Annotated in this window: 22 protein-coding genes; 19 read left to right on the top strand and 3 right to left on the bottom strand. The window is 58.1% G+C overall.

Annotated features, from left to right (window positions below; genetic code table 11):
* Positions 1–28: 28 nt before the first annotated feature.
* From infB to BJP07_RS03805, 6 genes are all read left to right on the top strand, one after another.
* Positions 29–2,806 (top strand): translation initiation factor IF-2, encoded by a 2,778-nt coding sequence (gene infB, locus BJP07_RS03780; protein WP_071566139.1) that lies wholly within the window; start codon positions 29–31, stop codon positions 2,804–2,806.
* A gap of 136 nt (positions 2,807–2,942) precedes the next feature.
* Positions 2,943–3,377, top strand: coding sequence for a 30S ribosome-binding factor RbfA (gene rbfA / locus BJP07_RS03785; RefSeq protein WP_071566140.1), 435 nt, complete (start codon positions 2,943–2,945; stop codon positions 3,375–3,377).
* A 5-nt stretch (positions 3,378–3,382) separates the two neighbouring features.
* Positions 3,383–4,369: a bifunctional oligoribonuclease/PAP phosphatase NrnA gene (locus BJP07_RS03790; RefSeq protein ID WP_071566141.1), complete on the top strand. Its 987-nt coding sequence runs from the start codon at positions 3,383–3,385 to the stop codon at positions 4,367–4,369.
* A gap of 12 nt (positions 4,370–4,381) precedes the next feature.
* Positions 4,382–5,695 carry an MATE family efflux transporter gene (locus BJP07_RS03795; protein WP_071566142.1) on the top strand — a complete coding sequence of 438 codons (1,314 nt, stop codon included), beginning with the start codon at positions 4,382–4,384 and terminating at the stop codon, positions 5,693–5,695.
* A gap of 7 nt (positions 5,696–5,702) precedes the next feature.
* On the top strand, positions 5,703–6,506 hold the full coding sequence (locus BJP07_RS03800; protein ID WP_071566143.1) for a metallophosphoesterase: 804 nt from the start codon (positions 5,703–5,705) through the stop codon (positions 6,504–6,506).
* The gene (locus BJP07_RS03805) at positions 6,506–7,159 is read left to right on the top strand and encodes a 4'-phosphopantetheinyl transferase (protein WP_071566144.1); all 654 of its coding nucleotides are present in this window, start codon (positions 6,506–6,508) and stop codon (positions 7,157–7,159) included. The genes BJP07_RS03800 and BJP07_RS03805 overlap by 1 nt, the downstream gene beginning before the upstream one ends.
* A gap of 23 nt (positions 7,160–7,182) precedes the next feature.
* On the opposite strand, the gene truB is transcribed toward BJP07_RS03805, so the two are convergent.
* Positions 7,183–8,076, bottom strand: coding sequence for a tRNA pseudouridine(55) synthase TruB (gene truB, locus BJP07_RS03810; RefSeq protein WP_071566145.1), 894 nt, complete (start codon positions 8,074–8,076; stop codon positions 7,183–7,185).
* A gap of 30 nt (positions 8,077–8,106) precedes the next feature.
* On the opposite strand from truB, the gene BJP07_RS03815 reads away from it, so the two are divergent.
* The 4 genes from BJP07_RS03815 (at position 8,107) to BJP07_RS03830 (ending at position 12,864) form a co-directional block, all read left to right on the top strand.
* Positions 8,107–9,075, top strand: coding sequence for a bifunctional riboflavin kinase/FAD synthetase (locus BJP07_RS03815; RefSeq protein WP_071566382.1), 969 nt, complete (start codon positions 8,107–8,109; stop codon positions 9,073–9,075).
* A 15-nt stretch (positions 9,076–9,090) separates the two neighbouring features.
* Positions 9,091–10,044 (top strand): nucleoside hydrolase, encoded by a 954-nt coding sequence (locus BJP07_RS03820; RefSeq protein WP_218160239.1) that lies wholly within the window; start codon positions 9,091–9,093, stop codon positions 10,042–10,044.
* 99 nt (positions 10,045–10,143) lie between these two features.
* Entirely contained in the window at positions 10,144–10,413 is a 270-nt protein-coding gene (rpsO, locus tag BJP07_RS03825) for a 30S ribosomal protein S15 (protein ID WP_070362312.1), read from the top strand.
* A 135-nt stretch (positions 10,414–10,548) separates the two neighbouring features.
* The gene (locus tag BJP07_RS03830) at positions 10,549–12,864 is read left to right on the top strand and encodes a polyribonucleotide nucleotidyltransferase (RefSeq protein ID WP_071566146.1); all 2,316 of its coding nucleotides are present in this window, start codon (positions 10,549–10,551) and stop codon (positions 12,862–12,864) included.
* A 58-nt stretch (positions 12,865–12,922) separates the two neighbouring features.
* On the opposite strand, the gene BJP07_RS03835 is transcribed toward BJP07_RS03830, so the two are convergent.
* Positions 12,923–13,543 (bottom strand): hypothetical protein, encoded by a 621-nt coding sequence (locus BJP07_RS03835; protein ID WP_143109657.1) that lies wholly within the window; start codon positions 13,541–13,543, stop codon positions 12,923–12,925.
* A gap of 100 nt (positions 13,544–13,643) precedes the next feature.
* Between BJP07_RS03835 and dapB the strand changes: the two genes are divergently transcribed.
* The 7 genes from dapB to BJP07_RS03870 all read left to right on the top strand — a co-directional run bounded on the left by dapB (position 13,644) and on the right by BJP07_RS03870 (position 23,250).
* Positions 13,644–14,390 (top strand): 4-hydroxy-tetrahydrodipicolinate reductase, encoded by a 747-nt coding sequence (gene dapB / locus BJP07_RS03840; RefSeq protein ID WP_071566148.1) that lies wholly within the window; start codon positions 13,644–13,646, stop codon positions 14,388–14,390.
* Positions 14,391–14,393: 3 nt separating this feature from the next.
* On the top strand, positions 14,394–15,146 hold the full coding sequence (gene thyX / locus BJP07_RS03845) for an FAD-dependent thymidylate synthase (protein ID WP_071566149.1): 753 nt from the start codon (positions 14,394–14,396) through the stop codon (positions 15,144–15,146).
* 45 nt (positions 15,147–15,191) lie between these two features.
* A complete protein-coding gene (dapA, locus tag BJP07_RS03850) occupies positions 15,192–16,100 on the top strand; it encodes a 4-hydroxy-tetrahydrodipicolinate synthase (RefSeq protein WP_071566150.1) in 909 nt (302 codons plus the stop codon).
* 2 nt (positions 16,101–16,102) lie between these two features.
* A complete protein-coding gene (locus BJP07_RS03855) occupies positions 16,103–18,112 on the top strand; it encodes a ribonuclease J (RefSeq protein ID WP_071566151.1) in 2,010 nt (669 codons plus the stop codon).
* A gap of 53 nt (positions 18,113–18,165) precedes the next feature.
* Positions 18,166–18,792 carry a TIGR03085 family metal-binding protein gene (locus BJP07_RS03860; protein WP_083584070.1) on the top strand — a complete coding sequence of 209 codons (627 nt, stop codon included), beginning with the start codon at positions 18,166–18,168 and terminating at the stop codon, positions 18,790–18,792.
* Positions 18,793–18,878: 86 nt separating this feature from the next.
* Positions 18,879–21,896: a DNA translocase FtsK gene (locus tag BJP07_RS03865; RefSeq protein WP_071566153.1), complete on the top strand. Its 3,018-nt coding sequence runs from the start codon at positions 18,879–18,881 to the stop codon at positions 21,894–21,896.
* Positions 21,897–22,080: 184 nt separating this feature from the next.
* Positions 22,081–23,250 carry a TerC family protein gene (locus tag BJP07_RS03870; RefSeq protein WP_071566384.1) on the top strand — a complete coding sequence of 390 codons (1,170 nt, stop codon included), beginning with the start codon at positions 22,081–22,083 and terminating at the stop codon, positions 23,248–23,250.
* Between the two features lie 18 nt (positions 23,251–23,268).
* Here the strand turns inward: BJP07_RS03870 and BJP07_RS03875 are convergent, their stop codons facing one another.
* The gene (locus tag BJP07_RS03875; RefSeq protein ID WP_071566386.1) at positions 23,269–23,556 is read right to left on the bottom strand and encodes a YciI family protein; all 288 of its coding nucleotides are present in this window, start codon (positions 23,554–23,556) and stop codon (positions 23,269–23,271) included.
* 45 nt (positions 23,557–23,601) lie between these two features.
* On the opposite strand from BJP07_RS03875, the gene pgsA reads away from it, so the two are divergent.
* Complete coding sequence (gene pgsA, locus BJP07_RS03880; protein ID WP_255365916.1) at positions 23,602–24,138, top strand: CDP-diacylglycerol--glycerol-3-phosphate 3-phosphatidyltransferase; 537 nt, start codon at positions 23,602–23,604, stop codon at positions 24,136–24,138.
* Complete coding sequence (locus BJP07_RS03885) at positions 24,138–24,701, top strand: CinA family protein (protein ID WP_071566154.1); 564 nt, start codon at positions 24,138–24,140, stop codon at positions 24,699–24,701. Before pgsA ends, BJP07_RS03885 begins: the two co-directional genes overlap by 1 nt.
* The last annotated feature ends 2 nt before the right edge of the window (positions 24,702–24,703 follow it).

The following is a 24,703-nucleotide window of genomic DNA, read 5'->3' on the forward strand; positions in this document are numbered from 1 at the left end:
GCCCTCTAGCCCAACCAAGAGGAGACACGTGCCCGGAAAGCTACGCGTACACGAGCTTGCAAAACGGCTCGGCGTAACAAGCAAGGAACTGCTCGCCACCCTGAAAGAGGAAGGCGAGTTCGTAAAAACAGCTTCTTCCACCATTGAGCCTCCCGTCGTCAAGAAGATGATGGCGCTATACGAGGAAAAGAATGGTGGCGGAGATGACGCATCCAAGGATGCCGCGAAGCCTGCAAGCAAGACAGCGAAGCCCGCTGCTGCGAAGTCGGCAGCACCGAAGCCAGGCGCTGCAAAACCCGCAGCACCGAAGCCTGGTGCGCCGAAGCCAGGTGCAGCAAACCCGGCCGCACCGAAGCCTGGTGCGCCGAAGCCAGCTGCGGCTAAGCCTGCCGCGCCGAAGCCGGCGGCTGCCAAACCTGCTGCGCCAAAGTCGGCCGCACCGAAGCCTGGTGCGCCGAAACCAGCTGCGGCTAAGCCTGCCGCGCCAAAGCCTTCTGGCATGCCGCGGCCAATGCCGAAGCCAGGCGGTCGCCCGCGGGTAGCCAACAACCCATTTTCTTCTAATACAGGTGGCACGCGCCCAGCTCCACGTCCAGGCGGACGCGGTGCACAAGGCGGGCGTGGTGGTCAGCCAGGCCGCGGCGCTCAAGGTAGCCCGCGCCCAGGGCAGGGTCAGGGTCGTGGAACGGGCGCACCGCGTCCAGGTAGCCGTCGTCCATCCCCGGCGGATATGGCAGCGGCTCCCTCGCCAACCCAAATGCCACGCAAGGCCGCTGGGTCGGATAACCGTGGCGGTCGCGGCGGCCACAACAGGGGCCGTGGTGGGCACGGTCCAAGGGGACCACAGGGTGGCGGTTTCCGTGGGCGCGGTGGGCGTCGCGGGGGAACTGCGGGTGCATTCGGCCGTCCAGGCGGCGCACCAGGGCGTCGTCGTAAGTCGAAGGGCCAGAAGAGGGCCGAGTACGAGGAGATGCACGCACCAAACGTCATCGGTGGCGTACGCCTGCCCGATGGCGGTGGTAAGACTGTGCGTCTACGGCAGGGTGCAACCCTGGCCGACTTCGCCGAGAAGATCGGTACCGAAGCATCGAACCTGGTTCAGGCTCTGTTCAACCTCGGCGAAATGGTGACAGCAACGCAGTCGGTCCCCGAAGAGACCTTGCAGCTGCTGGGCGCGGAGATTAATTACGAGGTCAAGATCGTCTCGCCTGAGGACGAGGACCGCGAGCTTCTCGAGTCCTTCGACCTGCAGTTCGGCGAGGACGAAGGCACCGATGAGGACCTTGAACAGCGCCCACCAGTGGTGTCTGTCATGGGCCACGTCGACCACGGTAAGACCCGACTGCTGGACACGATTCGTCGTGCCAACGTCGGCCGCGGCGAAGCCGGTGGCATTACCCAGGGCATCGGTGCATACCAGACCACCGTGAAGCTCGACGGCGCGGAACGAAAGATTACGTTCCTCGATACTCCGGGTCACGAGGCCTTCACAGCAATGCGTGCTCGTGGCGCGAAGTCGACTGACCTCGCAATTCTCGTCGTTGCAGCTGATGACGGCGTGATGCCTCAGACGGTTGAAGCTATCAACCACGCGAAGGCCGCCGACCTGCCGATTGTGGTTGCGGTAAACAAGGTGGATAAGCCTGAGGCATCTCCAGATAAGATCCGTGGCCAGCTCACCGAATACGGTCTGGTTCCGGAGGAGTACGGCGGCGACACGATGTTCATCGATATCTCCGCGAAGCAGGGAACCGGTATCGACGAACTGCTTGAGGCTGTCCTGCTCACCGCTGACGCAGCACTCGAGCTGCAGGCGAACCCGGACATGGACGCGCAAGGTGTTGCCATCGAGTCTCACCTCGACCGTGGCCGTGGCCCGGTGTCCACTGTTATCGTGCAGCGCGGTACCCTGCGCGTTGGTGACTCCATCGTGGTTGGCGGCAGCTTCGGCCGCGTTCGACGCATGGTCGACGAATGGGGCCAGGACGTCGAAGAAGCAGGACCATCGCGCCCGGTACAGGTGCAGGGGCTCAATGGCGTTCCTGGCCCAGGCGACAACCTCCTGGTAGTCGAGGACGACCGTGTTGCTCGTCAGATAGCAGCACAGCGTGACGCCCGTCATCGTGCTGCAATGCAGGCACGAAGCAAGAAGCGCGTTTCCCTCGAGAACCTGGACCAGGCGCTCAAGGAGACGAGCCAGCTCAACCTCATTCTGAAGGGCGACAACGCCGGTTCGGTGGAAGCCTTGGAGGAGGCGCTGCTCAAGATCGAGGTCGACGACGAAGTCGAGGTAAACATCATCGACCGCGGCGTCGGTGCTGTCACCCAGACCAACGTCGTACTCGCGGCTGCTTCCGACGCCGTCATCGTGGCATTCAATGTTCGCGCTGAGGGCAAGGCGACGGAAGAGGCCAACAACGAGGGCGTCGAGATTCGTTACTACTCGGTGATCTACAAGGCTATCGAGGAAGTCGAGGCGGCTCTGAAGGGCATGCTGAAACCTATCTACGAAGAGAAGGACCTGGGCAAGGCCGAGATCCGTCAGATCTTCAAGGCGTCCTCCGTCGGCCTCATTGCAGGCTGCATGGTCACCGAAGGCAAGGTCAAGCGAGGCGCGAAGATTCGCTTGGTGCGCGACGGCAACGTTGTCACCTCGGATGCAACCATCGATTCGCTGCGACGCGAAAAGGATGACGCGACCGAAGTTGCCAAGGGATACGAGTGCGGCATGGTGCTGTCCTACCCGGACATCCAGGTCGGCGACATCATCGAGACATACGAGATGGTGGAAGTTCCCCGCGACTAGCCGACAAATCAGTAACGACCCTGCTCTTTCCTAAACGGGAGATGAGCAGGGTCGTTTGCTTTCTTGAAGTAGTAGGCCGTGTCGTGGCAGGGTAGACTGTTCAAAGGTTTAGTGCCAATCAAGTAAAGGAGACGAAATGTCAGAGAATCCTCGCGCACAGCGGCTGGCGAAACAGATCCAGGTGATCGTCGCGTCGGCGATAGAGCGTGAAGTGAAAGACCGTCGCCTCGAATTGGTGACTATCACGGATGTTCGCGTGACTGGCGATTTGCACGATGCAACCGTGTATTACACGGTTCGTGGCAAGAACATTGACGATGAGCCAGATTACGACCAAGCTGCAGAAGCGCTGCACCGCCACCGCGGCCAGATTCGTAAGATCGTCGGTGATCAGCTGAGCGTTCGGTTTACGCCCACTATCGCATTCGAACTCGACACGGTTCCCGAGTCTTCGGCGCGTATGGAAGCGCTGCTCGAGAAAGCACGACGCCGTGATGAAGAGCTGGCGAAGCTGCGGGAAAATGCCCGTCCAGCTGGTGAGGAAAACCCTTATAAGACGATCGAAGAGTAGACACTATGGCGTTGTTATTCCCCCAGGTAGAGGCCGAGTTTGCCGAGATTGCGCGTGCAATTAAGAACGCGTCCAAAGTCGCAGTGCTGGCACACATCAAGCCGGATGCAGATGCGATCGGGTCCGCGTGTGCACTTGTTCGCGGTTTGCAGCAAATCGGGATCGGTGCGCGCGCTTATATCGGTCAACCTTTCCCGCACGCGGACAATCTGCGCTCGATACCGGGTGTGGATGAAGTGTGCTACGCAGAGCCACTGCCTGATGAGGGATTGATCGTGACGGTCGACTGCGCCTCCGTCGACCGTACCGGGTGCTACCAAACAGAGCTTGCAGCTCAACAAGAGCGCGTCATTGTGCTCGATCATCACCGCTCAAACCACGGTTTTGGTGCACAGAACCTCATTATTGATTCTGAATCGACAACGACGATTATCCGTGAACTGTTTACGTACCTCGGCGTCGAGCTGGATGCTGAGCTTGCGTACTGCCTGTACTCAGGGTTGGTAACGGATACAGGGAACTTCCGTTGGGGGTCGCCGAGAATGCACGCTCTTGCCGGAGAGTTGCTGGAGTTTGGGTTGAATCCTCGAAACATTTCGTTGGAGCTTTCCGACGAAATGACGGCCGACGATCTGCGGCTGATGGGGACCGCGCTGGCAAGCCTCGAAAGCCTTGAGGTAGACGACTTGACAGTCTCGTTTATGCACATTGATGAGGCGGCCCTGAGGACAATGAGCCAAACAGCGGTAGAGGCCGTTATCGATTACGCCAGGGTTCTTGTCGGCAGTGACGTCGGGGTGGTGCTGAAGCAGTTCCACCAGGACAGGTGGGGAATCTCGTTGCGCTCGACAAAGGTTGACGTTTCTGTCGCAGCGAGCGCCCTCGGTGGAGGCGGACACCGCCCGGCAGCGGGCTACTCTGCGCGCGGTTCAAAGCAGCAAGTGCAACAGCAGCTTGTCGATGCCTTGCACGACGCCTACGTCGGGGAATAGGGCGTCTCCTGCATGACGAATACACACGGAGTAAAAGCGCGCGATATTTTTGCCTTGGCACTGCCTGCTCTCGGAGTGCTTGCCGCTAACCCGCTGTACTTGCTGCTGGATACAGCAGTGGTCGGCAGACTCGGTACAGCTGAACTTGCGGCGCTGGCAGCTGGTACCGCGGTGCAGTCCACGGTGACGACTCAGCTGACCTTTCTGTCTTATGGCACTACGGCACGTAGTTCACGTCTTTACGGCGCTGGTCGGCGCAGCGACGCAGTCGCAGAAGGCGTTCAGGCTTCTTGGGTGGCGGTACTCGTAGGCCTTGGGCTGGCGTCGATAATTTGGCTATTTGCAGAACCAATTGCCTACGCACTGACGCACAATCAAGAGACAAGTGCCGACGCGGCGAGGTGGATGCACGTCGCAGCGATCGCCATTCCGTTGACGTTGCTCATCATGGCAGGCAACGGTTGGATGCGAGGAGTACAAAATACGAGGCTGCCGCTGGTGCTGACGCTCTGCGGTCTGGTCCCAGGAGCGATCCTCCTGCCACTGCTCGTTCATCACTTTGGGCTCGTTGGCTCCGCGGTAGCCAACGTAATCGGCATGGGTATCACAGCCGCATTGTTTGTTGGTGCTTTGGTCAAAGAGCATCGGGGAGCCGAAACTGGTTGGCGCCCGCAGTGGAGCATCATCGGTCAGCAACTACTGCTTGGGCGCGATTTGATTCTGCGTTCCGCCTCATTCCAGATCTCGCTGCTTGCTGCGACTGCCGTCGCTGGACGCTTTGGTGTCTTCGCGCTGGCTGCGCACCAAGTGCTGCTGCAGTTGTGGAATTTTCTTTCCCTCGTGCTGGATTCGCTCGCGATCGCAGCGCAGACGCTCACCGGAGCAGCCCTGGGCCAGGGAAATATTGATCGTGCCCGAGGGACAGGAGCGGCGGTCACACGCTATGCCACCGTGTTCGCCGTGGTGCTTGCCGGAGTGTTCCTTGTGTTTGCTGGTTCGATCCAGTCGATCTTTACTCATGATCCAGGCATGACAGATGCACTGACGGTTCCGTGGCGCTGGCTAGTTGCAATGATTGTTGTGGGAGGTGCGGTGTTCGCACTCGACGGCGTACTGCTTGGAGCAAGTGATGCCGTGTTTCTTCGCAACCTTTCCATCGGAGCAATGCTCGGTGGGTTCTTACCACTGACGTTGCTGTCGATGTGGCTGGGGTGGGGCTTGCCTGGTGTATGGGCTGGATATTTCGTCTCCGTGGTTATGCGTTTAGTCGGAGTGCTGTGGAGGTTCCGCTCGATGAAGTGGGCACGCACTGGGGTCGAGGAGTGAGCACAGCATGGTAAGCCCAACGCTCTGGGCGGTGAGTGATCTTCATTCCGCTGTCAAGGCGAATCAGTCGAAAATTGACCTCATTCAACCTCAGCATGAGGGGGACTGGTTGATTGTCGCGGGTGACGTCGCGGAAAAGTTCGAACTCATCGTCAGCGTGATGGAAACTCTCGCGCAGCGGTTTGCAAAGGTGATTTGGGTACCTGGAAATCATGAGCTTTTTTCGAGTGAGCGCTCACGCTACCAGGGGCGTGACAAATACGTAGCGCTTGTTCAAGCGATGCGTGATATGGGAGTAGCCACGCCCGAGGACCCTTACCCGATATTCCACGGGATTACAGTAGCGCCTCTGTTTACCCTGTACGACTACTCGTTTCGCCCGGGTAGCCTAAGCGTCGAAGAGGCGCTTCAGAAGGCGCGCAAAAACAACATTCTCATGACGGACGAATTTGCTATCCGTCCCTTTGTAGACATTCGCGCGTGGTGCTGGGAACGACTAGCGTACACAACGAAGCGGCTTTCGCGCGTGCACGGCAAGACAATCTTGGTGAACCACTGGCCGCTTGTAAGGGAGCCAACACACCGGTTGATGCACGGCGATATCGCCCTGTGGTGTGGGACCAGGCACACGCGGAGTTGGCCGAAGCGCTTCCACGCACAAGCAGTGGTCTACGGACACCTGCATATTCCTGGATCCATCCGTGTTGACGGCATCCCACATATTGAGGTCTCTTTGGGATACCCCAGGGAGTGGCAGCGCTGGCCGCAGGATCAACGCTGGCCGTACCCAGTGTGGGAGGTGAACAGCTAGTGCGTGATCTTTCGTTGTTTCCCTCTTCCGCGAGGTTTGTCTCTCTTCGTACTGACGACAGCCACAATCTTCGGAACTATGACAACCTCGATGAACAAGAAAAAGGCGTTGTGAGCGGAGCAGTCGATGTCCGAAAAGGGGAGTTCGGCGACGCCCGCTGGTGCGCTCACCGCGCGCTTGATGAACTCGGAGTCCAAGGGCCACACCGCATCATGCGAGGGGAAGCGGGTATGCCTTTGTGGCCCGAAGGGGTATGTGGTTCGCTGACGCATACGGATGGCTTCAGGGCGGCAGTTGTTGCACCTCTCAGCCAGGTCCGTTCTATTGGCATTGATGCGGAGTTGGCGGAGCCTTTGCCAGAAGGCGTGCTGTCCCAGATCGCTTGCCCTACGGAGCTCCAGATGCTCGACGCGTTGCGCGCGGAAGGCTGGTTCTGGGCTGACCGGCTACTTTTCTGCGCGAAAGAAGCGACATATAAGTGTTGGTTCCCCTTAGCCCGGAAGATGCTGGAGTTCGACCAGGCTGAGATCTACATTCGGCCCGACGGCACTTTTGTTTCCTACATTCTTGAGCGACCGACGCCTGCTCCGTTTTTTGAAGGGCGGTGGGTACACCGGGCGGGCTACGTCATTACCTCTGCATTTCTGCTGTAGCAGCGTACAGCCTGCAGGGCCTGTTACAACGTTGAGGGCCGTGCGACAAATACGGTGGAGAGGCGCTTCTTGGATTCTTTCACTAGGGCGACGACGTGGCCGTCGGCACGCTGTGCTGCGTGTATGCCTTTAAGCCCGCGAGGTTCAAGCCATTTGCCCATCGCGAGGGCGTCATATTCCTCGTCAGTGACAGGAAGGACTGGCCAGCAGGTAGCACAGGCCTCGTCGATGGTGAGGCTAAGGCGCGGGTCGGTCTGAATGTCTTCGAGCTCCAGCGCATGGTCGAGGCTGAACGGCCCAACGGTGGTGCGACGCAGCGCTGTGAGGTGCCCGCCGGTTTGTAGAGCCTCGCCAAGGTCGCGGGCGAGGGCGCGAATGTAGGTACCTGACGAGCAGTGCACACGCACATCGATATCAATCCACGCATCGACGCGAGTGATATCTAGAATGTCGTACTCATGAATCGTCACTGGCCTGGCTGGGAGCTCAACTTCGTGCCCCTCGCGTACTAGCTGGTGTGCGCGTTTGCCGTCGATCTTAATTGCAGAGACACTCGACGGACGCTGCATGATTTCGCCTCGGAAGGCGTTGACGGCGTCGGTAATGTTTGCATCGGTAACCGTGCTGGTAGACGCGGTGCTAAGGATCTCGCCTTCCGCGTCGTCTGTTGTCGTGGCAGCACCGAGGCGAATTGTCGCCTCGTAGGTTTTTGTTTCAGCGACGAGGTGGGCGAGGAGTTTTGTGCCGCGTTCGATCCCGGCGACGAGCACGCCCGCCGCCATCGGGTCGAGGGTGCCGGCGTGGCCAACTTTTCTGGTGCCAAAGGCGCGCCGTAGGCGTGCAACCACGTCATGGCTTGTAAGACCTTGAGGCTTATCGATGACAACAATTCCTGATGTAGCGAGGGGATCACTCATAGCTCTTAAGTATGCCGTACGCTATTGCTCGTGGATATTTTGCACGGTCTGAATGCTGTACCCGATACGTTTGGTGTCCCCGACGGCACTGTGTTGACGATTGGGGTTTTCGACGGGGTACACCGTGGTCACCAGATGCTCATCAAATCCGCGGTTGAGGAGGCGAAGCGCCTCCAGGTGCCTTGCGTGGTGATGACGTTTGAGCCCCACCCGGTAGCAGTGTTTCGCCCGGAAGCCGCGCCCACAGCTTTGATGCCACTCGAGGAGCGTGCGCGTCTGATAGAGGAGCTGGGCGTGGATGCGCTCATCGTGATTGATTTCCGTGAAGAGCTTGCTGGGGAAAGCGCGCAGGACTATTTCGACACTGTGGTCATGGGGACTCTGCACGCTCGGCATGTCTTCGTCGGCGAGAATTTTACGTTCGGGCGTGATGCATCCGGTACGTCGCAAACGATGGTGCAGCTCGGTGAGCAAAGCGGTGTTGATGTGACAGTGGTACGCCTACTGAAAGAAGGCGCGACGCGGATTTGTTCGACAGCGATCCGTGATGAACTTGCGCAGGGCAATATCAGTGTGGCGAAAGACTACATGGGCAGGCCGTTCTCCGTCGTTGCACCGATTGAACGGGGCGCTGGGCGAGGCGGCCGGGAGCTCGGCTATCCCACAGCGAACCAGTACGTTGCGGATATCTCGGCGTTGCCGAAAGATGGGGTGTACGCCGGCTGGCTCACTATTATCGACGACGCCCCTGTCGGTGGAGACATGATTCCGGGAAAGCGCTACCCGGCCGCGATTTCAGTTGGCACCAATCCGACGTTTGGGGACAAGCGGCGCAGTGTCGAATCGTATGTGCTGGATCGGGACGCAGACCTCTATGACCGTATGGCTCGAGTCGAATTTGTGGCGAAGGTTCGAGACATGATGAAGTTCGACTCAGTGGATGAGCTTCTTGACTACATGGCACGTGACGTCGCCCACACCCGCGAACTTTTAAGTTAAAGAGAGGTGTTAACTGTGACCACCAAGATGATCCTCGACGTAGATACAGGAATCGACGACGCGCTGGCGTTGGCGTACGCGATGGCCTCACCGGAAGTGGAGCTTATTGGTGTGACGTCGACGTATGGAAACGTTACGGTTCCAGACGCTGCGCGAAACAGCCTCGCGATTCTGGAGTTGTTTGGCCGCGCTGACGTCCCAGTGTTTGCGGGCCCGACGCATGCACGCGCACAAGACAGCTTTACAGTGATGGAGATTTCGCAGTTCATTCACGGAGTGAACGGCATTGGAGAAGCAAAGTTACCGGATGCGCAGCGCGAAGTGGAAAAGACTTCGGCTGTCGACTTCATGGTGGATGCATTTCATCGCCATGGAGAAGACCTCGTGATTGTCCCTGTGGGCCCATTAACGACGGTTGCTGCCGCGATGGAAGCCGACAAGGACTTTGCGGCTCAGGTCAGAATCGTCATGATGGGCGGAGCATTGACAGTACCGGGGAACGTCAATGCTTCCGCGGAGGCGAACATTAGCCAGGACCCGGAAGCGGCTGACTTCGTGATGCGCACCGCACAAAACCTGACGATGATCGGCCTGGATGTCACGCTGCAAACGCTATTGACTTCCAAGGAAACAGCGGTGTGGAAGGGCCTCGGCACTCCACGGGGTGAGTTCCTCGCAGAAGCGACCGATTACTACATCAAGGCATACGAAACGACCTCGCCGCACCTTGGCGGGTGCGGGTTGCATGATCCTCTCGCAGTAGCGGTCGCTATAGACCCGACGCTGGTTGACTGCATCGGAGTGAACCTGCGTACGGATCTTGATGAGCCGACGCGTGGTCGCACCATCGGTGACCCAGAGCGCCTCAACGATGTTTGGAAGACCAGTCAGGTTGCGGTGGGGGTGGACGTGGATCGCTTCCTAGACGAGTTTATGACGCGTTTGACCAACCTGGCCCGCAGCAGCTAAAGTAGTCCAGGCTTTGTGCGCGTTGAGACTGTGGTTCGCAGCAGTCGTAGCACGAGGTAGTCAAAGTATATGCGGACTGAAACAAATGAGGAGTTTTTCATGGCGCTGAACGCTGAGAAAAAAGCAGAAATTCTGAAGACCTACGGTGTGCACGAGACTGACACCGGTTCCCCAGAGGCCCAGGTTGCTCTGCTCACCGAGCGCATCAACAACCTGACCGAGCACCTGAAGTTCCACCAGCATGACCACCACTCCCGTCGTGGCCTGCTGCTGCTCGTTGGCCGCCGTCGTGGTCTGCTGAAGTATCTGCGCGAGAACAACGTCGAGCGCTACCGTGACCTGATTGCTCGTCTCGGCCTGCGCCGCTAAGACGATCACGTCACAGGACTTCAAGCCCCCGCTTTGGATTCAGAGCGGGGGTTTGTTGTGTCATGATCGTGGTGAAATCGCTGGCAGAGTGGTAAGGTGTGCTTCGTTCTAGATGACACAGTAACGGCGACATCGATGATCGCCCGGAGATCCAAGGAGAGGGATCAATTGAGCAGTTTTAAGCCGAGAAACTCGTACGAAATCCACGTTGATGAAGAATATGGGGTTACTGAAGCAGTAGCCTCGCTGGATAACGGTGATTTCGGTTCTCGCACGATTCGTTTTGAGACGGGCCAGTTGGCACGCCAGGCAGATGGGTCGGTGACGACCTATTTGGATGATGACACCATGATGCTTGCGACGACGACGGCGTCGAATAACCCCCGCGAAGGCTTTGACTTCTTCCCTCTGACAGTCGATGTCGAGGAGCGGATGTACGCTGCGGGCCGTATCCCGGGTTCGTTCTTCCGCCGCGAAGGTCGCCCGTCTAGCGAGGCGATCCTTGCTTGCCGTCTTATTGACCGCCCACTGCGTCCGACGTTCGTTAAGGGTTTGCGCAACGAGGTCCAGGTTGTGATCACGGTTCTGTCGATCGCCCCGCAGGAGTATTACGACGTCGTTGCAATCAACGGCGCTTCTGCTGCGACGCAACTGTCCGGCCTGCCGGTGTCCGGTCCGGTCGGCGGTGTGCGTATGGCGCTGATCGCCGATGATAAGCACCCAGAGGGCCAGTGGGTCGCGTTCCCGAACCACGAGCAGCATCAGCGTGCCATCTTTGAGATGGTCGTTGCTGGTCGCATCGTCGAGCGCAAGCGCGGGCGTAAGACGGAGTCGGACGTCGCCATCATGATGGTTGAGGCGGGCGCGGGAGCGAACGTCGTTAAGCTGATCGCCGACGGCGCACCAGCACCTACCGAGGCAACTGTCGCTGAAGGGCTTGAGGCTGCCAAGCCGTACGTCAAGACGTTGTGCGAGGCGCAGCGTGACCTTGCTGCGCAGTTCGACAAGGAACGCAAGGAATTTCCGCTGTTCCCGCCGTACACCGATGAGGTGTTTGAGGCGGTTGAGAAGAAGGCGTCGAAGAAGCTGGCTTCTTTCCTTACTATCGCGGGTAAGCAGGAGCGCGAAGAGAAGATCAATGCGTACATTGAGGACATCGAAGAAGACGTACTTGATCGCCTCGACGTTGATGAGGATGACGACGATGTAGCGGCAGTGGTGAAGGAGATCCGCTCTGCGTACAACGCATTGCAGAAGGAGATCGTCCGGAAGAAGATTCTGAAAGACGGCTACCGTATTGACGGTCGTAGCGTCACTGCGATCCGTGACCTCGGCGTGGAAGTCGAGCTCGTTCCACGTGCTCACGGCTCCGCGCTGTTCGAGCGTGGTGAGACGCAGATCCTGGGTGTCACAACGCTTGACATGCTCAAGATGGAGCAGCCGATTGATTCCCTGAGCCCAGAGACTTCGAAGCGATACATCCACCATTACAACTTCCCGCCGTACTCGACCGGTGAGACGGGCCGCGTCGGCTCCCCGAAGCGCCGTGAGATTGGCCACGGTGCGCTGGCGGAGCGCGCACTGCTGCCAGTCATCCCTTCCCGGGAGGACTTCCCGTACACCATTCGGCAGGTCTCTGAGGCGCTGAGCTCCAATGGCTCGACGTCGATGGGGTCTGTGTGCGCATCGACGTTGTCGCTGTACAACGCCGGTGTTCCGCTGGCTGCTCCTGTAGCCGGTATCGCGATGGGCCTTGTGTCCGGCGATGTCGATGGCGAGACGAAGTACGTCGCTCTAACGGATATCCTCGGTGCCGAGGACGCGTTCGGCGACATGGACTTCAAGGTTGCAGGCACTCGCGAGTTTATTACCGCGCTGCAACTTGACACCAAGCTTGACGGCATTCCATCTGATGTGCTCGCTTCTGCGCTGAAGCAAGCACACGATGCACGCGAGACCATCCTGGATACGATGGCAGAGGTAATCGATTCCCCGGATGACATGAGCTCATTGGCGCCGAAGATCACCACGGTCAAGGTGCCTGTCTCCAAGATTGGTGAGGTCATTGGGCCGAAGGGCAAGATGATCAACTCGATTACCGAGGAGACCGGTGCGGACATCTCGATCGAGGAGGACGGCACCATCTACGTTTCGGCGACCAGTGGCGCAGCGGCAGATGCGGCAATCGAAAAGATTAACGCGATTGCTAACCCGCAGCTGCCGAAGGTCGGCGAGCACTACCTTGGCACCGTGGTCAAGACCGTCGCGTTCGGCGCGTTTGTCTCGATCGTTCCGGGTACCGACGGCCTGATCCACATCTCGAACCTGGGTGGCAACAAGCGCATCGAGAAGGTCGAAGATGTAGTCAACGTTGGCGACAAGATCGAGGTTGAGATTCGCGACATCGATAACCGCGGCAAGATCTCCCTTGTTCCAGTTGAGCAGGACTAGGAGTTAGTTCACAAAGAGTAATGGCCGGGGCTTTTGCCCTGGCCATTCGCTTATCGAGCTAGCGGTGGACGTCGATAACTAGACGGGTGGGGTTATCCATCACTGTGACCTCGAACGGGCGCTGCTGGTCCAGTCCGATAAAGAACTGCGATTGATTCTCGAAGGTTCCGCCATTTGTCACCCCGGCAACGTTGCCGGTTGCCAGCTGATATGGCCCGACGGAAACGAGCGAGGGGTTGTTGGGGAGACTACCCATTGGGGTGCCTTCGACGAGTACCTCCAGGATGTCGTTGCCTGTAACCGCAAGTGCGTGCCCGGAAGCCTGCTGCAGGGCCTCTTCGGTGTACTGCACCCTGTATCCCGGAAGTCCAGTGCCCGAGAACTCAAACACGACCCGATCGTAGGTTTCGTGGCTGCCCACGCGAACATCCTCAAGTGTGAGTTCGGGAGCGCCTTCGGGAGGTGCGTAAGCGCTCGGTATTGCCGAGTGGGCGGGTGCTGCAGCCAACGTAGGTGTCGATTCTTCGGGTGAGGTCGCTTCGCGTGCGCTTGTTGTCGCTGGAGCGCTCTTGAGGTCAGCGGTGGCGATGGCGGGCTCTGGAACTTCGGAGTCCATACCGCACCCGGTGATCAACATCGTCACGGCAAGGGCTCCCGGGAGTGTCAAGCTTCTCTTCATGCTTTTCGAGTGTACCGAACCACCATGCCTCGGCTGCGCGCTACAGTGGCACCAGTAGTTTGAACGCAACGCATATACAGAACAGAATTGAGGAATAGGTATGTCCATCAAAGTCGGGGTATTGGGAGCACACGGTCGCGTCGGCACCGCGGTGGTTGCTGGTGTTCGCGCCGCTGATGATCTGGAGCTCGTAGCTGAGATCGATAAAGATGACAGCTTGGACCAGCTGCTTGACGCAGGCGCCGAGGTCATTGTCGACTTCACCACGCCAGACTCAGTGATGAGCAACCTCGAATTCTGCATCAAGCACGGTATTCACTGCGTCGTCGGCACAACAGGGTTTGACGACGACCGCTACGAGCAGGTCCGCACTTGGTGCTCCGCTGCGTCAGGCACTGGTGTACTCATTGCGCCTAACTTCGCTATCTCAGCAGTGCTGACGATGTCCTTTGCCCGGCAGGCTGCGAAGTTCTTCGAGTCCGCCGAGGTTGTTGAGTACCACCACCCGAACAAGTTGGATGCGCCTTCGGGCACTGCGGTGAAAACGGCGCAAGGTATCGCGGAAGCTCGTAAAGCCGCGGGAATGGAGCCTTGCCCGGATGCGACGACACAGGAGCTTGATGGAGCACGCGGCACCGATATCGACGGAGTTCGGGTGCACGCCGTGCGCATGACCGGAATGGTTGCGCACGAGGAGGTGATCTTCGGCACCGTTGACCAGTCGTTGACGATCCGCCAAGATTCCTACGGGCGTGAGTCGTTCGTGCCTGGCGTATTGCTTGGTGTGCGCAACGTCAAGGACCACCCAGGTCTGACTATTGGTCTCGACAAGTTTCTTGGGCTGTAATCGATGCAGCCACAGCGGCAACTCAACATTCAACTAGTCGCAGCATCGTCGTTTGAACCATCATCAAAGTTGGGGTGGCAGCCATCACCGGAGGCTGCCTCAGCTGATGCTGTCGTCGAATTTGCAGGCAGGGCGTGTTATGACTTGTTTGCCGACAAAGACTCGCGCACCGCAACCACGGACGCGTTCCTTCACCATGTCATCGATACTGGCAATCTTGCTTTGCTTGAGCACGCAAGCGCGACCCTGTACATCCAGGGTATCTCGATGGCTACCGGGCACGAGATATTGAGGCACCGCGGTTTTTCAATCAGCGAGCTCTCGCAATATGCCTTACCCGAAGATCAGAAGAGCGTCGTCGTGCCGAACGTAATTCAACGCGACGAGCAGCTGCAGCGATTTTTTGCGCACGCAATTGAGGACACCGCCTTTGTATACGACGAATTGCACGATGCAGTCGAAACAAGCCTGGCGAGTGAGAAAAACGCGCTACTGCGGAAGCAGCAAGTGTGGGAAGCTGCTCTGGCGCTGGCACCGGCAGCACGAGAAACTCGACTCGTCGTGACTGGCAACCTTAGAACTTGGAGAAGCTTTATTGCTACGAGGGCAGGGGAGCACAGCGGGTCTGAGCTGCGTGCGGTTGCTGTGCGGTGTTTGGAGCTGTTGAGTGAACGTGCGCGCGTTCTCTTCGACGACTTTGTTGTCACCGAGCTGCCCGACGGGACGAAGAAGGCAACAACCCCATACGAAAAGTAGCGCGGGAGTTACAATTAGCCAGCAAAACGGGTACGCTCTTTTGGCATGGGCACTTCTATGAAAGCTGATATCGGTGCTGATGTTTTTGGCACAGTCTGCGTCGCAATGGTCACGCCGTTCGATAAGCACGGCGAACTAGATGTTAAGGCAGGACGAGCATTAGCTGCCCACCTTGTCGACAATGGTATTGACGCCCTCGTGCTTGCTGGCACGACGGGTGAATCGCCAACGACAACCAGTGAAGAGAAGGTCGCGTTGCTGCAAGCTGTGCGAGAAGAGGTTGGCGATAGAGCCAAGCTGATCGCCGGAGTAGGCACGAACGACACCCGTAAGTCTGTCTCGTTGGCGAAGGACGCCGCAGAGGCAGGAGCAGACGGCCTCTTGGTCGTTACCCCGTATTACTCGAAGCCGTCACAAGACGGCGTGTATGCGCACTTCCAAGAGATTGCGTCTGCAACTTCGCTGCCGATCTGCCTCTACGATATTCCAGGCAGGTCTGCGATTCCGATGGCTTCGGACACGATTGCCAAGTTGGCGGAATTGCCAACCGTTGTCGCGATGAAGGACGCGAAAGGCGACTTCTTTGCGGCGGCTCCGTTGATTGAATCAACCGGGCTGGCTTGGTATTCAGGCGACGATCCGTTGAACCTGCCGTGGCTGGCTATGGGCGCGACGGGAGTGATCTCGGTCGTGGGCCACGCGGCACCGCAAGCACTGCGTGAACTCGTCACAAGCTTCGAGGAAGGCGACCTCGTCCGTGCACGGAAAATTAACGCCAACGTCATCGACGTGCTCGCGCGTCAGCAAGCGATACTCGGTGGCACGACATTTGCAAAGGCAGCTCTGCGTCTGCAGGGCATTGAAGTAGGCGGACCCCGCCTGCCGGTGGTCGGAGCGACCCCCGAGCAGGTCGAGGTTCTTAGAGAAGATTTGAAGAAGGCTGGAGTCCTTTAAGTATGAACGAACCCCGTACACGCTCACGCAAAGTGACGCGTAAAGCAGGGCCACCTGAGGCCACTGAGCAAAAACCGGTGTTTCAAGCACCGAAACAGGCCGCAGGTACCGCACGTAACGAAGAAGAGAAGGACTCTGAGAAGTCACAGCGTGACAACAAGTCACGCAATTCGAACGGGAATGGTAACGGCCGGAACCGTCGTCGCGGCCGTGGGCGCGGTAACAACGGCGGTGGCCGTCGTAACCCGGTGAAGTCGATGCAGGGCGCTGACTTGACGAAGCGCCTCCCAGCGCCGCCGAAGGCTCCGAACGGCACGCTGCGAATTTATGCCCTGGGTGGTATTTCCGAAATCGGCCGTAATATGACGGTCTTCGAATACAACGGCCGTTTGCTCATCGTTGATTGTGGCGTGTTGTTCCCGAACTCTGGCGAACCTGGAGTTGACCTTGTGCTTCCGGATTTCGGTCCGATTGAGAAGAAGCTCGACAAGATTGAAGGTTTGGTTGTCACCCATGGTCACGAGGACCACATCGGCGCTATCCCGTGGTTGCTGAAACTGCGTCCGGATATTCCGATCTATTCTTCCCGTTTCACCAATGCACTGATCGCAGCGAAAACAAAGGAACATCGCCAGCGACCGAAGTTGCACGAGGTAAACAAGGACTCCTCGGTGAACTTGGGACCGTTCCATGTTCGCTTCTGGCATGTGAACCACTCCATCCCGCAGTGCCTCGGTTTGTCTATTAAGACGGGTGCCGGCCACGTTGTAATGACCGGCGATGTGAAGGTCGACCAGACTCCGTACGACGGGATGCCGACAGATCTGCCAGCGCTGTCACGCTATGGTGACGAGGGCGTCGATTTGTTCATGTGTGACTCCACGAACGCGACTGTTCCGGGGATCTCCGCATCTGAAGCCGGTATTGAGGAGACATTGACTCGCCTGGTGAGCCAGGCGAAGCAGCGCGTTGTGATTGCCTCGTTCGCGTCAAACGTTGCTCGTGTCCAGATGGCGGTCAACGCGGCTGTGGCGAATGGCCGTAAGGTCGCGTTCAACGGTCGCTCCATGCTGAGAAACATGGAGATCGCGGAGAAGATGAGTCTTCTCAAGGCTCCGAAGAACACGATCATCCCGATCGAAGAGGCTGCCAAGATGGCACCTCACAAGGTGTTGCTGATCACGACGGGCACTCAGGGCGAACCGATGGCTGCGCTGTCTCGAATGTCTCGCCGTGAGCATCGCCAGATTACGATCCGTGACGGCGACATGATCATCCTGTCTTCCTCTCTCATTCCGGGTAATGAGGAAGCGGTGTTCGCGACCATCAACAACCTTGCGCAAATCGGTGCCACGGTTGTGACGAATGCTGAGGCTCATGTCCACGCCTCGGGTCACGGCTACGCTGGCGAGCTGCTGTTCCTGTACAACGCTGCCCGCCCGACCTGTGCGATGCCTGTGCACGGAGAGTGGCGCCATATGCGTGCGAACAAGGAACTTGCGATCGCAACCGGCGTCAAGCCGGAGAACACTGCGTTGGCTCAAAATGGTGTCGTAGTAGACATGACGAAGGGCAAGATCAAGGTCGTCGGCCAATACCAGGTTGGCCAGCTCTACGTCGATGGCGAAACGATGGGCGACGTAGATCCTGACGTGCTCGCAGACCGCAGCTCGCTTGCCTCTGGTGGCGTCGTCTCCGTTACCTGTGTGATCGATGACCGCACGAGTAGCCTCATCGAGGTTCCTCGAGTATCTACGACTGGCTTCTCCGAGGATGACCGCGACTTCAACAAGAAGGTTGTCGAGCGCGTCCAGGAGATTATGGCCGATTTGGCTGCAGAAGGCGAGAACGACCCATACCGTATGGTGCAGCAGCTTCGTCGTCAGCTTTCACGCACGATCGAGCAAAAGTACAAGCGTGAGCCCGTAATCCTTCCGACTGTGGTCCCAACCGCAGCGGACATTGGACCTGCAGATGATGCGGATGTTCAGTCATCACGAGAGTCTCTCTAACTCTTGATGCTTTCTTAAGCACAACCTTGGGCCCGAGCACTATGCTTGGGCCCATGTCATTTGCGCAAACTGAACGAAATCGACTCGCTGAACTGCTCCTGAAAGTCGGGCCTGAAGCGCCGACGTTGTGCGAGGGGTGGAATACTCGGGACCTGGCGACGCATCTTTATATCCGTGAGCGAAAGCCATTGGCTGCGATTGGGATATTTGTGCAGCGTGCGAGAAAGTTTTTGGAGGCTGAGGAGGCGCGCCTAGCGTCGTGGTCGTACGAAGATCTTGTTCGCAAGTGGGAGATTGGGCCACCGAGTCTGTTAACACCAATCAATTCAACGATAAATACTGCCGAACATTTTATTCACCACGAAGACGTTCGTCGGGGCGGTGGCGAGGTTAGTCCCCGACAGTTCAGCGCCGTCACCAACAAGGAACTGTTGAGGCTTGCGAAGCGGTTCGGTGCAGTCACGCTGAAGAAGGCGTCGGTGCCCGTAATTCTGACACCTCCTGATTTGCCACCAGCGGTGCTTCGCGAAGGCGTTGGTGTTTCGGAGCGAGGCGACAACGTCGTACGTGTGTACGGAGAGCCAGGCGAACTCTTGCTGTGGGCGGCAGGCCGAAAAGCAGTAGAGGTTGAGGTCGCCGGGGCGGTCGAAGCGCTTTCCGGGGTAGATATCAAGCTGTAATGCTTGATTTCCGGGTCTGCGACAATCTCTGTGGTTTCAGAGTGGCGGATGGTAATAATGGTGCGTGAGGTACTAGTGTGTAGCACATGTCTGCCAGAAAACCAGCGCCACGAACCACGGGAGCGTCGACAGGCCCGCGGGACCGTGCACGTTCAACGACGAGCCGATACGGTGCCCCTGCATCGATCACGCATCCACCGACTTCGTCAATGGTCGCGGCAGAGACCGCCGATGAACGGGTAGGCTCTGCGACACGAGTCGTCGGAAGTTCAATCGGTAGTGCCGTCCGCGGAGCTGGTTCGTTGCTTGCTAAACTTCGACCGCACCGTAAGGAGAGATTCGACAGCGTGCCTGTATCAAGCGATTACGAGGACGAAGACGATAATTTCGAGTTCTTTGACGATGGCAACTCCGACACGTCATCACAGCGTGAAGAACGCCACCCGAAGTCCCGTCCTGTGCTGCAGTTCTCCGCGGGCAACGTTGATGCATATGGCCTGGTATTGATTGGGTTGGCCGCCATCTTGGGTGCCTCGGTGTGGATGGACATTGCTGGGCCGGTAGGAAACGTCATTGCGCAAGGGGTTCACTGGGCGATTGGCGCCGGCGCGCTCTTGCTGCCTGTTATTCTCGTTTGCGTTGCAATCGCGCTGATGCTGAATGTGAGAGCTGAACCTGCGGTTCGTGCCAGGGTGGCGTCGGGGCTGTTAATCATCGGTGTCGCAATGCTCGGCATGATTCATGTTTTTGCGGGGAATCCAGCGGATTGGGAATCCCGGAAAATTGCTGGGGGAGTGGTAGGCACCTTTACGGGCGGCTTGCTGGCAGCCGGGTTTTCCTCCTATGTCGCAGTCCCGCTGTTGGGGCTTGTCATCGTGTACGGCGCGCTTCGAACTACTGGAATCACCGTGCGCGAAGCATACGATTTCTTCACTGCGTGGCTCGGTTCCGTCTTTCATCGGCCCGAATCTGACGACGACGCAGATCTCTACAGCGATGCCGGTAAGGACATCGACGCGATTGCAGAAGGACGGCGTAGCTCGGTATCGAGACGCGCCCGTGTCGAACCGGAAACGCGAGCACCGCGTGCTGGCGTAACGCCCCAAACACGAGCCAAGAGGCCAAAGGCGTCCAGGTTTTCCTCTTTTTCGGAAAAACTCCGGAATGCCTCCACTCCCTTGGGCAATTACCCGGCAGAGGCGGAAGCCACCCCTGCATCAGAGCAGGCCGAACCAGAGGTCTTCGACTTCAGCGCTGATTTCAGCACGCAGGACGATGAGTCTGCCACGACGGTGATTGAACGGCAAGAGCCGAAGCGGGCGTCGACACGCACACCCTCGCAGGGTGAGGAAACAAAGATCCTGCCACGGCCGACGCTCGAGGAGAGCCAAGCTGAGCGGGATGCAGTCGATCAGTCGCGAGAGGCCGTTCGTCAGGCGGTCAAGGCACGCTCGGGGAAGGATCCGAGCGGCGCTCCAAGTCAGCCAGCGCGGGAGGGGCACGCTAAGCGGGTGGACCGGAACTCCACCTATGTTGTTCCTACCACGGATTTGCTGCTCGCAGGGCAAGCACCAAAGACGCGTACCGAAGCGAATGATCGCATGATCGAAGCAATCACGGAGGTCTTTGAGGAATTTAACGTCAACGCGATGGTGACCGGCTTCTCCCGCGGCCCAACCGTTACCCGCTACGAGGTCGAGCTTGGCCCTGGTGTCAAGGTGTCCAAGATTACGAATTTGCAGTCCAACCTCGCCTATGCGGTCGCGACGGACAATGTTCGCTTGTTGACGCCAATTCCCGGCAAATCCGCCGTGGGTATCGAGGTACCGAACCAGGACCGAGAGATGGTTCGTCTGCGCGACGTTCTCGAGGCGCCAAATGTTGCGGCGGACGACGACCCGATGCTCATCGGTCTCGGCAAGGACATTGAGGGTGACTTCATTGCCTCGTCAGTGCAAAAAATGCCGCACCTTTTGGTTGCAGGTTCGACGGGCTCCGGTAAGTCGGCGTTCGTAAACTCGATGCTGGTATCTCTGCTGACACGCGCAACGCCTGAGGAGGTTCGTCTCATCCTTATCGACCCAAAGATGGTCGAACTCACTCCTTATGAAGGCATCCCACACCTCATCACGCCAATTATTACCCAGCCGAAGAAGGCATCGGCGGCGCTGCAGTGGCTTGTGGAGGAGATGGAGCAGCGGTACATGGACATGAAGACCGCGCGGGTCCGCCACATCAAGGACTTCAATAAGAAGGTCAAGAGTGGTGAGATCACCGCCCCTGCGGGATCACAGCGCGAGATGCGCCCGTACCCGTTCATTGTCTGTGTCGTCGACGAGCTCGCTGATCTGATGATGACCGCGCCAAAAGAGATCGAAGACTCGATCGTGCGCATTACCCAGAAGGCCCGCGCAGCCGGAATCCACCTCGTTTTGGCGACGCAGCGTCCTTCGGTGGACGTCGTCACGGGCCTCATCAAGACTAACGTGCCGTCTAGGCTTGCGTTCGCGACATCTTCGCTTACGGACTCACGAGTCATTCTCGACCAGGGTGGAGCTGAGAAACTCATTGGCATGGGCGATGGGCTCTTCATCCCACAAGGTGCCGGTAAACCGCAACGTATGCAGGGTGCGTTCGTCTCTGACCCCGAGATCCAAGCCGTTGTCGACGCCGCGAAGAGCCAAGACGAGCCTCAGTATGTCGAAGGCGTCACTGAGGAAAAAGAGTCCGAGAAGAAGGTTATTGACGATGACATCGGCAAGGACCTTGACGACCTTTTGGAGGCCGTCGAGCTCGTGGTCACTGCACAGCTTGGCTCGACGTCGATGCTGCAGCGCAAGCTCCGCATCGGGTTTGCGAAGGCTGGTCGCCTGATGGACCTGATGGAATCCCGTGGCATAGTCGGGCCGTCGGAAGGGTCGAAAGCCCGCGAGGTGCTGGTGAAGCCGGAAGAGCTCGAAACGATCATCTGGATGCTCAAGGGCGCCGACCCCGCGGAAGCTCCGAAGGACGCTGACGCACAGCTTGGCGACGACGCCCCAACCGATGAGGGAACCGCTAAAACCGTGCAGGCGACCTATAACCCAACGGGCGGCGCAGTGTAACTGGTGGCAGCCCCTCTGATCGTGTAGCGTTGCATTCGCATTGGAGGGGAGTACCCCGCAAGTGCCTCGAATCGTCAACACGGAACATGCATATCCCGGTTGAGGCAGCCGCTCTGCGTTTACGCCGCGGTGGGGGAGACCTCCGGTCTTTCTTTGTCCGATGCAACGACCGGAGGTAACCACCTTGAGTGTCCCCCTATGGATCTGGCTGCTGACAGCCGCAATTATTCTGGGCTTCTTTGCCTTTGACTTTCTCACCCATGTTCGCCAAGCCCACGAACCGACAGTCAAAGAATCCGCCTTTTGGACGCTTTTCTACATGACGATGGCAGCGATCTGCGGCGGAGTGATCTGGTGGGAATGGGACGGCGAGCACGGCGTCCAGTTCTTCACCGGCTATATCACCGAGCTGGCGCTGTCCGTGGACAACCTGTTCGTATTCGCGCTCATCATGGGCGCGTTTAAGATTCCGAGGCGATACCAACAAAAGGTACTGCTCTTAGGCATTGTCATCGCGTTGGTATGCCGTTTGCTGTTCATTTTGCTCGGCGCGGCCCTCATTGAAGCTTGGAGCGATGTATTCTATCTCTTCGCGGCGTTCTTGATTTACACCGCGGTCAAGCTCGTGTACGACGAGGCGACCGATGCGCCCGAGGACGACCCGAACGACATGGCGGTCGTGAAAGCGTTGCGAAAGATCGTTCCTGTGACGAGCTCTTATCATGGCGACAAGCTGTGGTCGAAGACCAAGGAAGGCAAATCTGCTGCAACACCGCTGTTCGTTGCTTTGCTTTCTATCGGCTTCATTGACGTGATGTTCGCTTTCGACTCGATTCCGGCAATCTATGGCATCACCTCCGAGGCATACATTGTGTTTACCGCGAATGCGTTCGCGCTCATGGGTCTGCGCCAGATGTTCTTCTTGCTTTCGGGATTGCTTGATCGCGTGGTGTACTTGCCGTACGGCCTTGGCATCATCCTCGGATTCATCGGCGTCAAGCTGTTGCTACATGCTCTTCACGAGAACAACCTGCCGTTCATCAACGGTGGCGAAAATGTGAGTGTTCCGGAGGTTGGTACCGTTGCTTCCCTGGGTGTCATCGTGGCGGTACTGGTGATTACCGTTCTGTGTTCCATGGTCAAGGACCGGGCAGATATCAAGGCTGGCCGCCGTGACCCGAACGGGCCGAGCTGGCACATCGACTATGACGACCATGGCAACCGCCGGAAGGTAGATAACCAGGGCCATCATATCGAGTGGATTGATGACCCTGCTACGTCTGGAAAAGGCGACCATACCGCCACCGGCTCCCGCGAAACGGACCACCTCCATGTCCAGCGCGGGAAGAAATAAATAAGCGGCGGTTTAGGATTACGGGAATACCCGGGAGACCGGGTTCCACTCGTGGATCTCGCGGCTGAGGAGGGCGTTTTCCTGCCAGTAAGGGTCCTGGTTCATCACCGATACAGCTTCCGCCACGTCTGCTGTATCCGGCAGTTGGACGATGATGAGGGCCTTGCCGGCGTCAACAAGCGGGCCGGAACCGACAATCCTGCCGAGCTCTAGCTGCTTCGAAATGAATTCGCGGTGTGCAGGCCGAGTGGCGTCCACAAGTTCCGTATCATCTGAATATGTGTAATGAAAAGCAAAATATTTCATAACACGCAGTCTAAGGGAAAGCTCGGGATAGGTAGGGTAGAACGCGTGACTGAAAAACCATCGAACTGGAACGTACCCAACGTCTTAACGTCGTTGCGTATTATCTTCATCCCCGTCTTCGCGTGGTTGGCGCTCGAACAGCGGTGGGGCGCAGCATTCGGTGTGTTCGTCGCCCTGATGATCACTGACAAACTAGACGGAACCATTGCCCGCACTTACAACTTAATTACGGATTTTGGCAAAATTGCGGACCCGATCGCGGACAAAGCACTGATGATCACCGCGCTTGTCGTGCTCAACGTAGCGTCCAATCTCCCCGTGTGGATGACTGTTGTGATCGTGGTGCGCGAACTCGGCATCACCGTGTGGCGTATGTGGATGCTACGCAACGACCAGGTAGTTCCAGCCTCCAAGGGGGGCAAGGTGAAAACAGTGCTGCAGACCGTCGGCGTGGCGCTCTACCTATGCCCACTGCCTTCCTGGATGGATGCCCCCTCATATGTTGTCATGGTGTTGGCAGTAGTTGTGACAGTTGTGACAGGGGTTCAGTACCTGCTTGATGCGCGTAAGGTGAACAGCTAATGGGCGAGATCGCCGCTGAGGTAATCACGGAACTCACCGCTCGACGCGAAACCATCGGCCTCTGCGAATCTCTCACAGCGGGTTTGGCAAGCGCTACGCTTGCTGAGGTCCCCGGGGCGTCTGCCGCGTTACGCGGTGCTATGGTGACATACGCGACTGATTGCAAGGTCGGGTTGGCTGGCGTTCCGCCAGCCGTAATCGAAAAGTACGGGCCGGTGTCTCCGATCACAGCTCGGGAAATGGCGAAGGCCGCCAGGCGGAAGCTCAACGCGGATTGGGGGATTTCACTTACCGGCGTGGCAGGCCCCAGCGAACAGGACGGACACCCAGTAGGAGAAGTATGGATCGGCCTAGCTTCCAACAAGGGGTGTTCAGCGGAACTTGCAGGAGACATACTTTCTGACGCACCCCTCGTACGCGGCTGCGTTCCGGGCTCGACGGAAACCCGAAACCTGCTCCACGGCGAACGTAACGACGTGCGCAGATGGGCTGTTGAAGCTGCACTTCGAGCCCTGCTCAAGGCGCTACGGGAACAAAACGACGAGGACGGGAGTTGTACCTAGTG

Origin of the sequence: Corynebacterium sp. NML130628 (genome assembly GCF_001875665.1) — a bacterium.
Lineage (GTDB): Bacteria > Actinomycetota > Actinomycetes > Mycobacteriales > Mycobacteriaceae > Corynebacterium.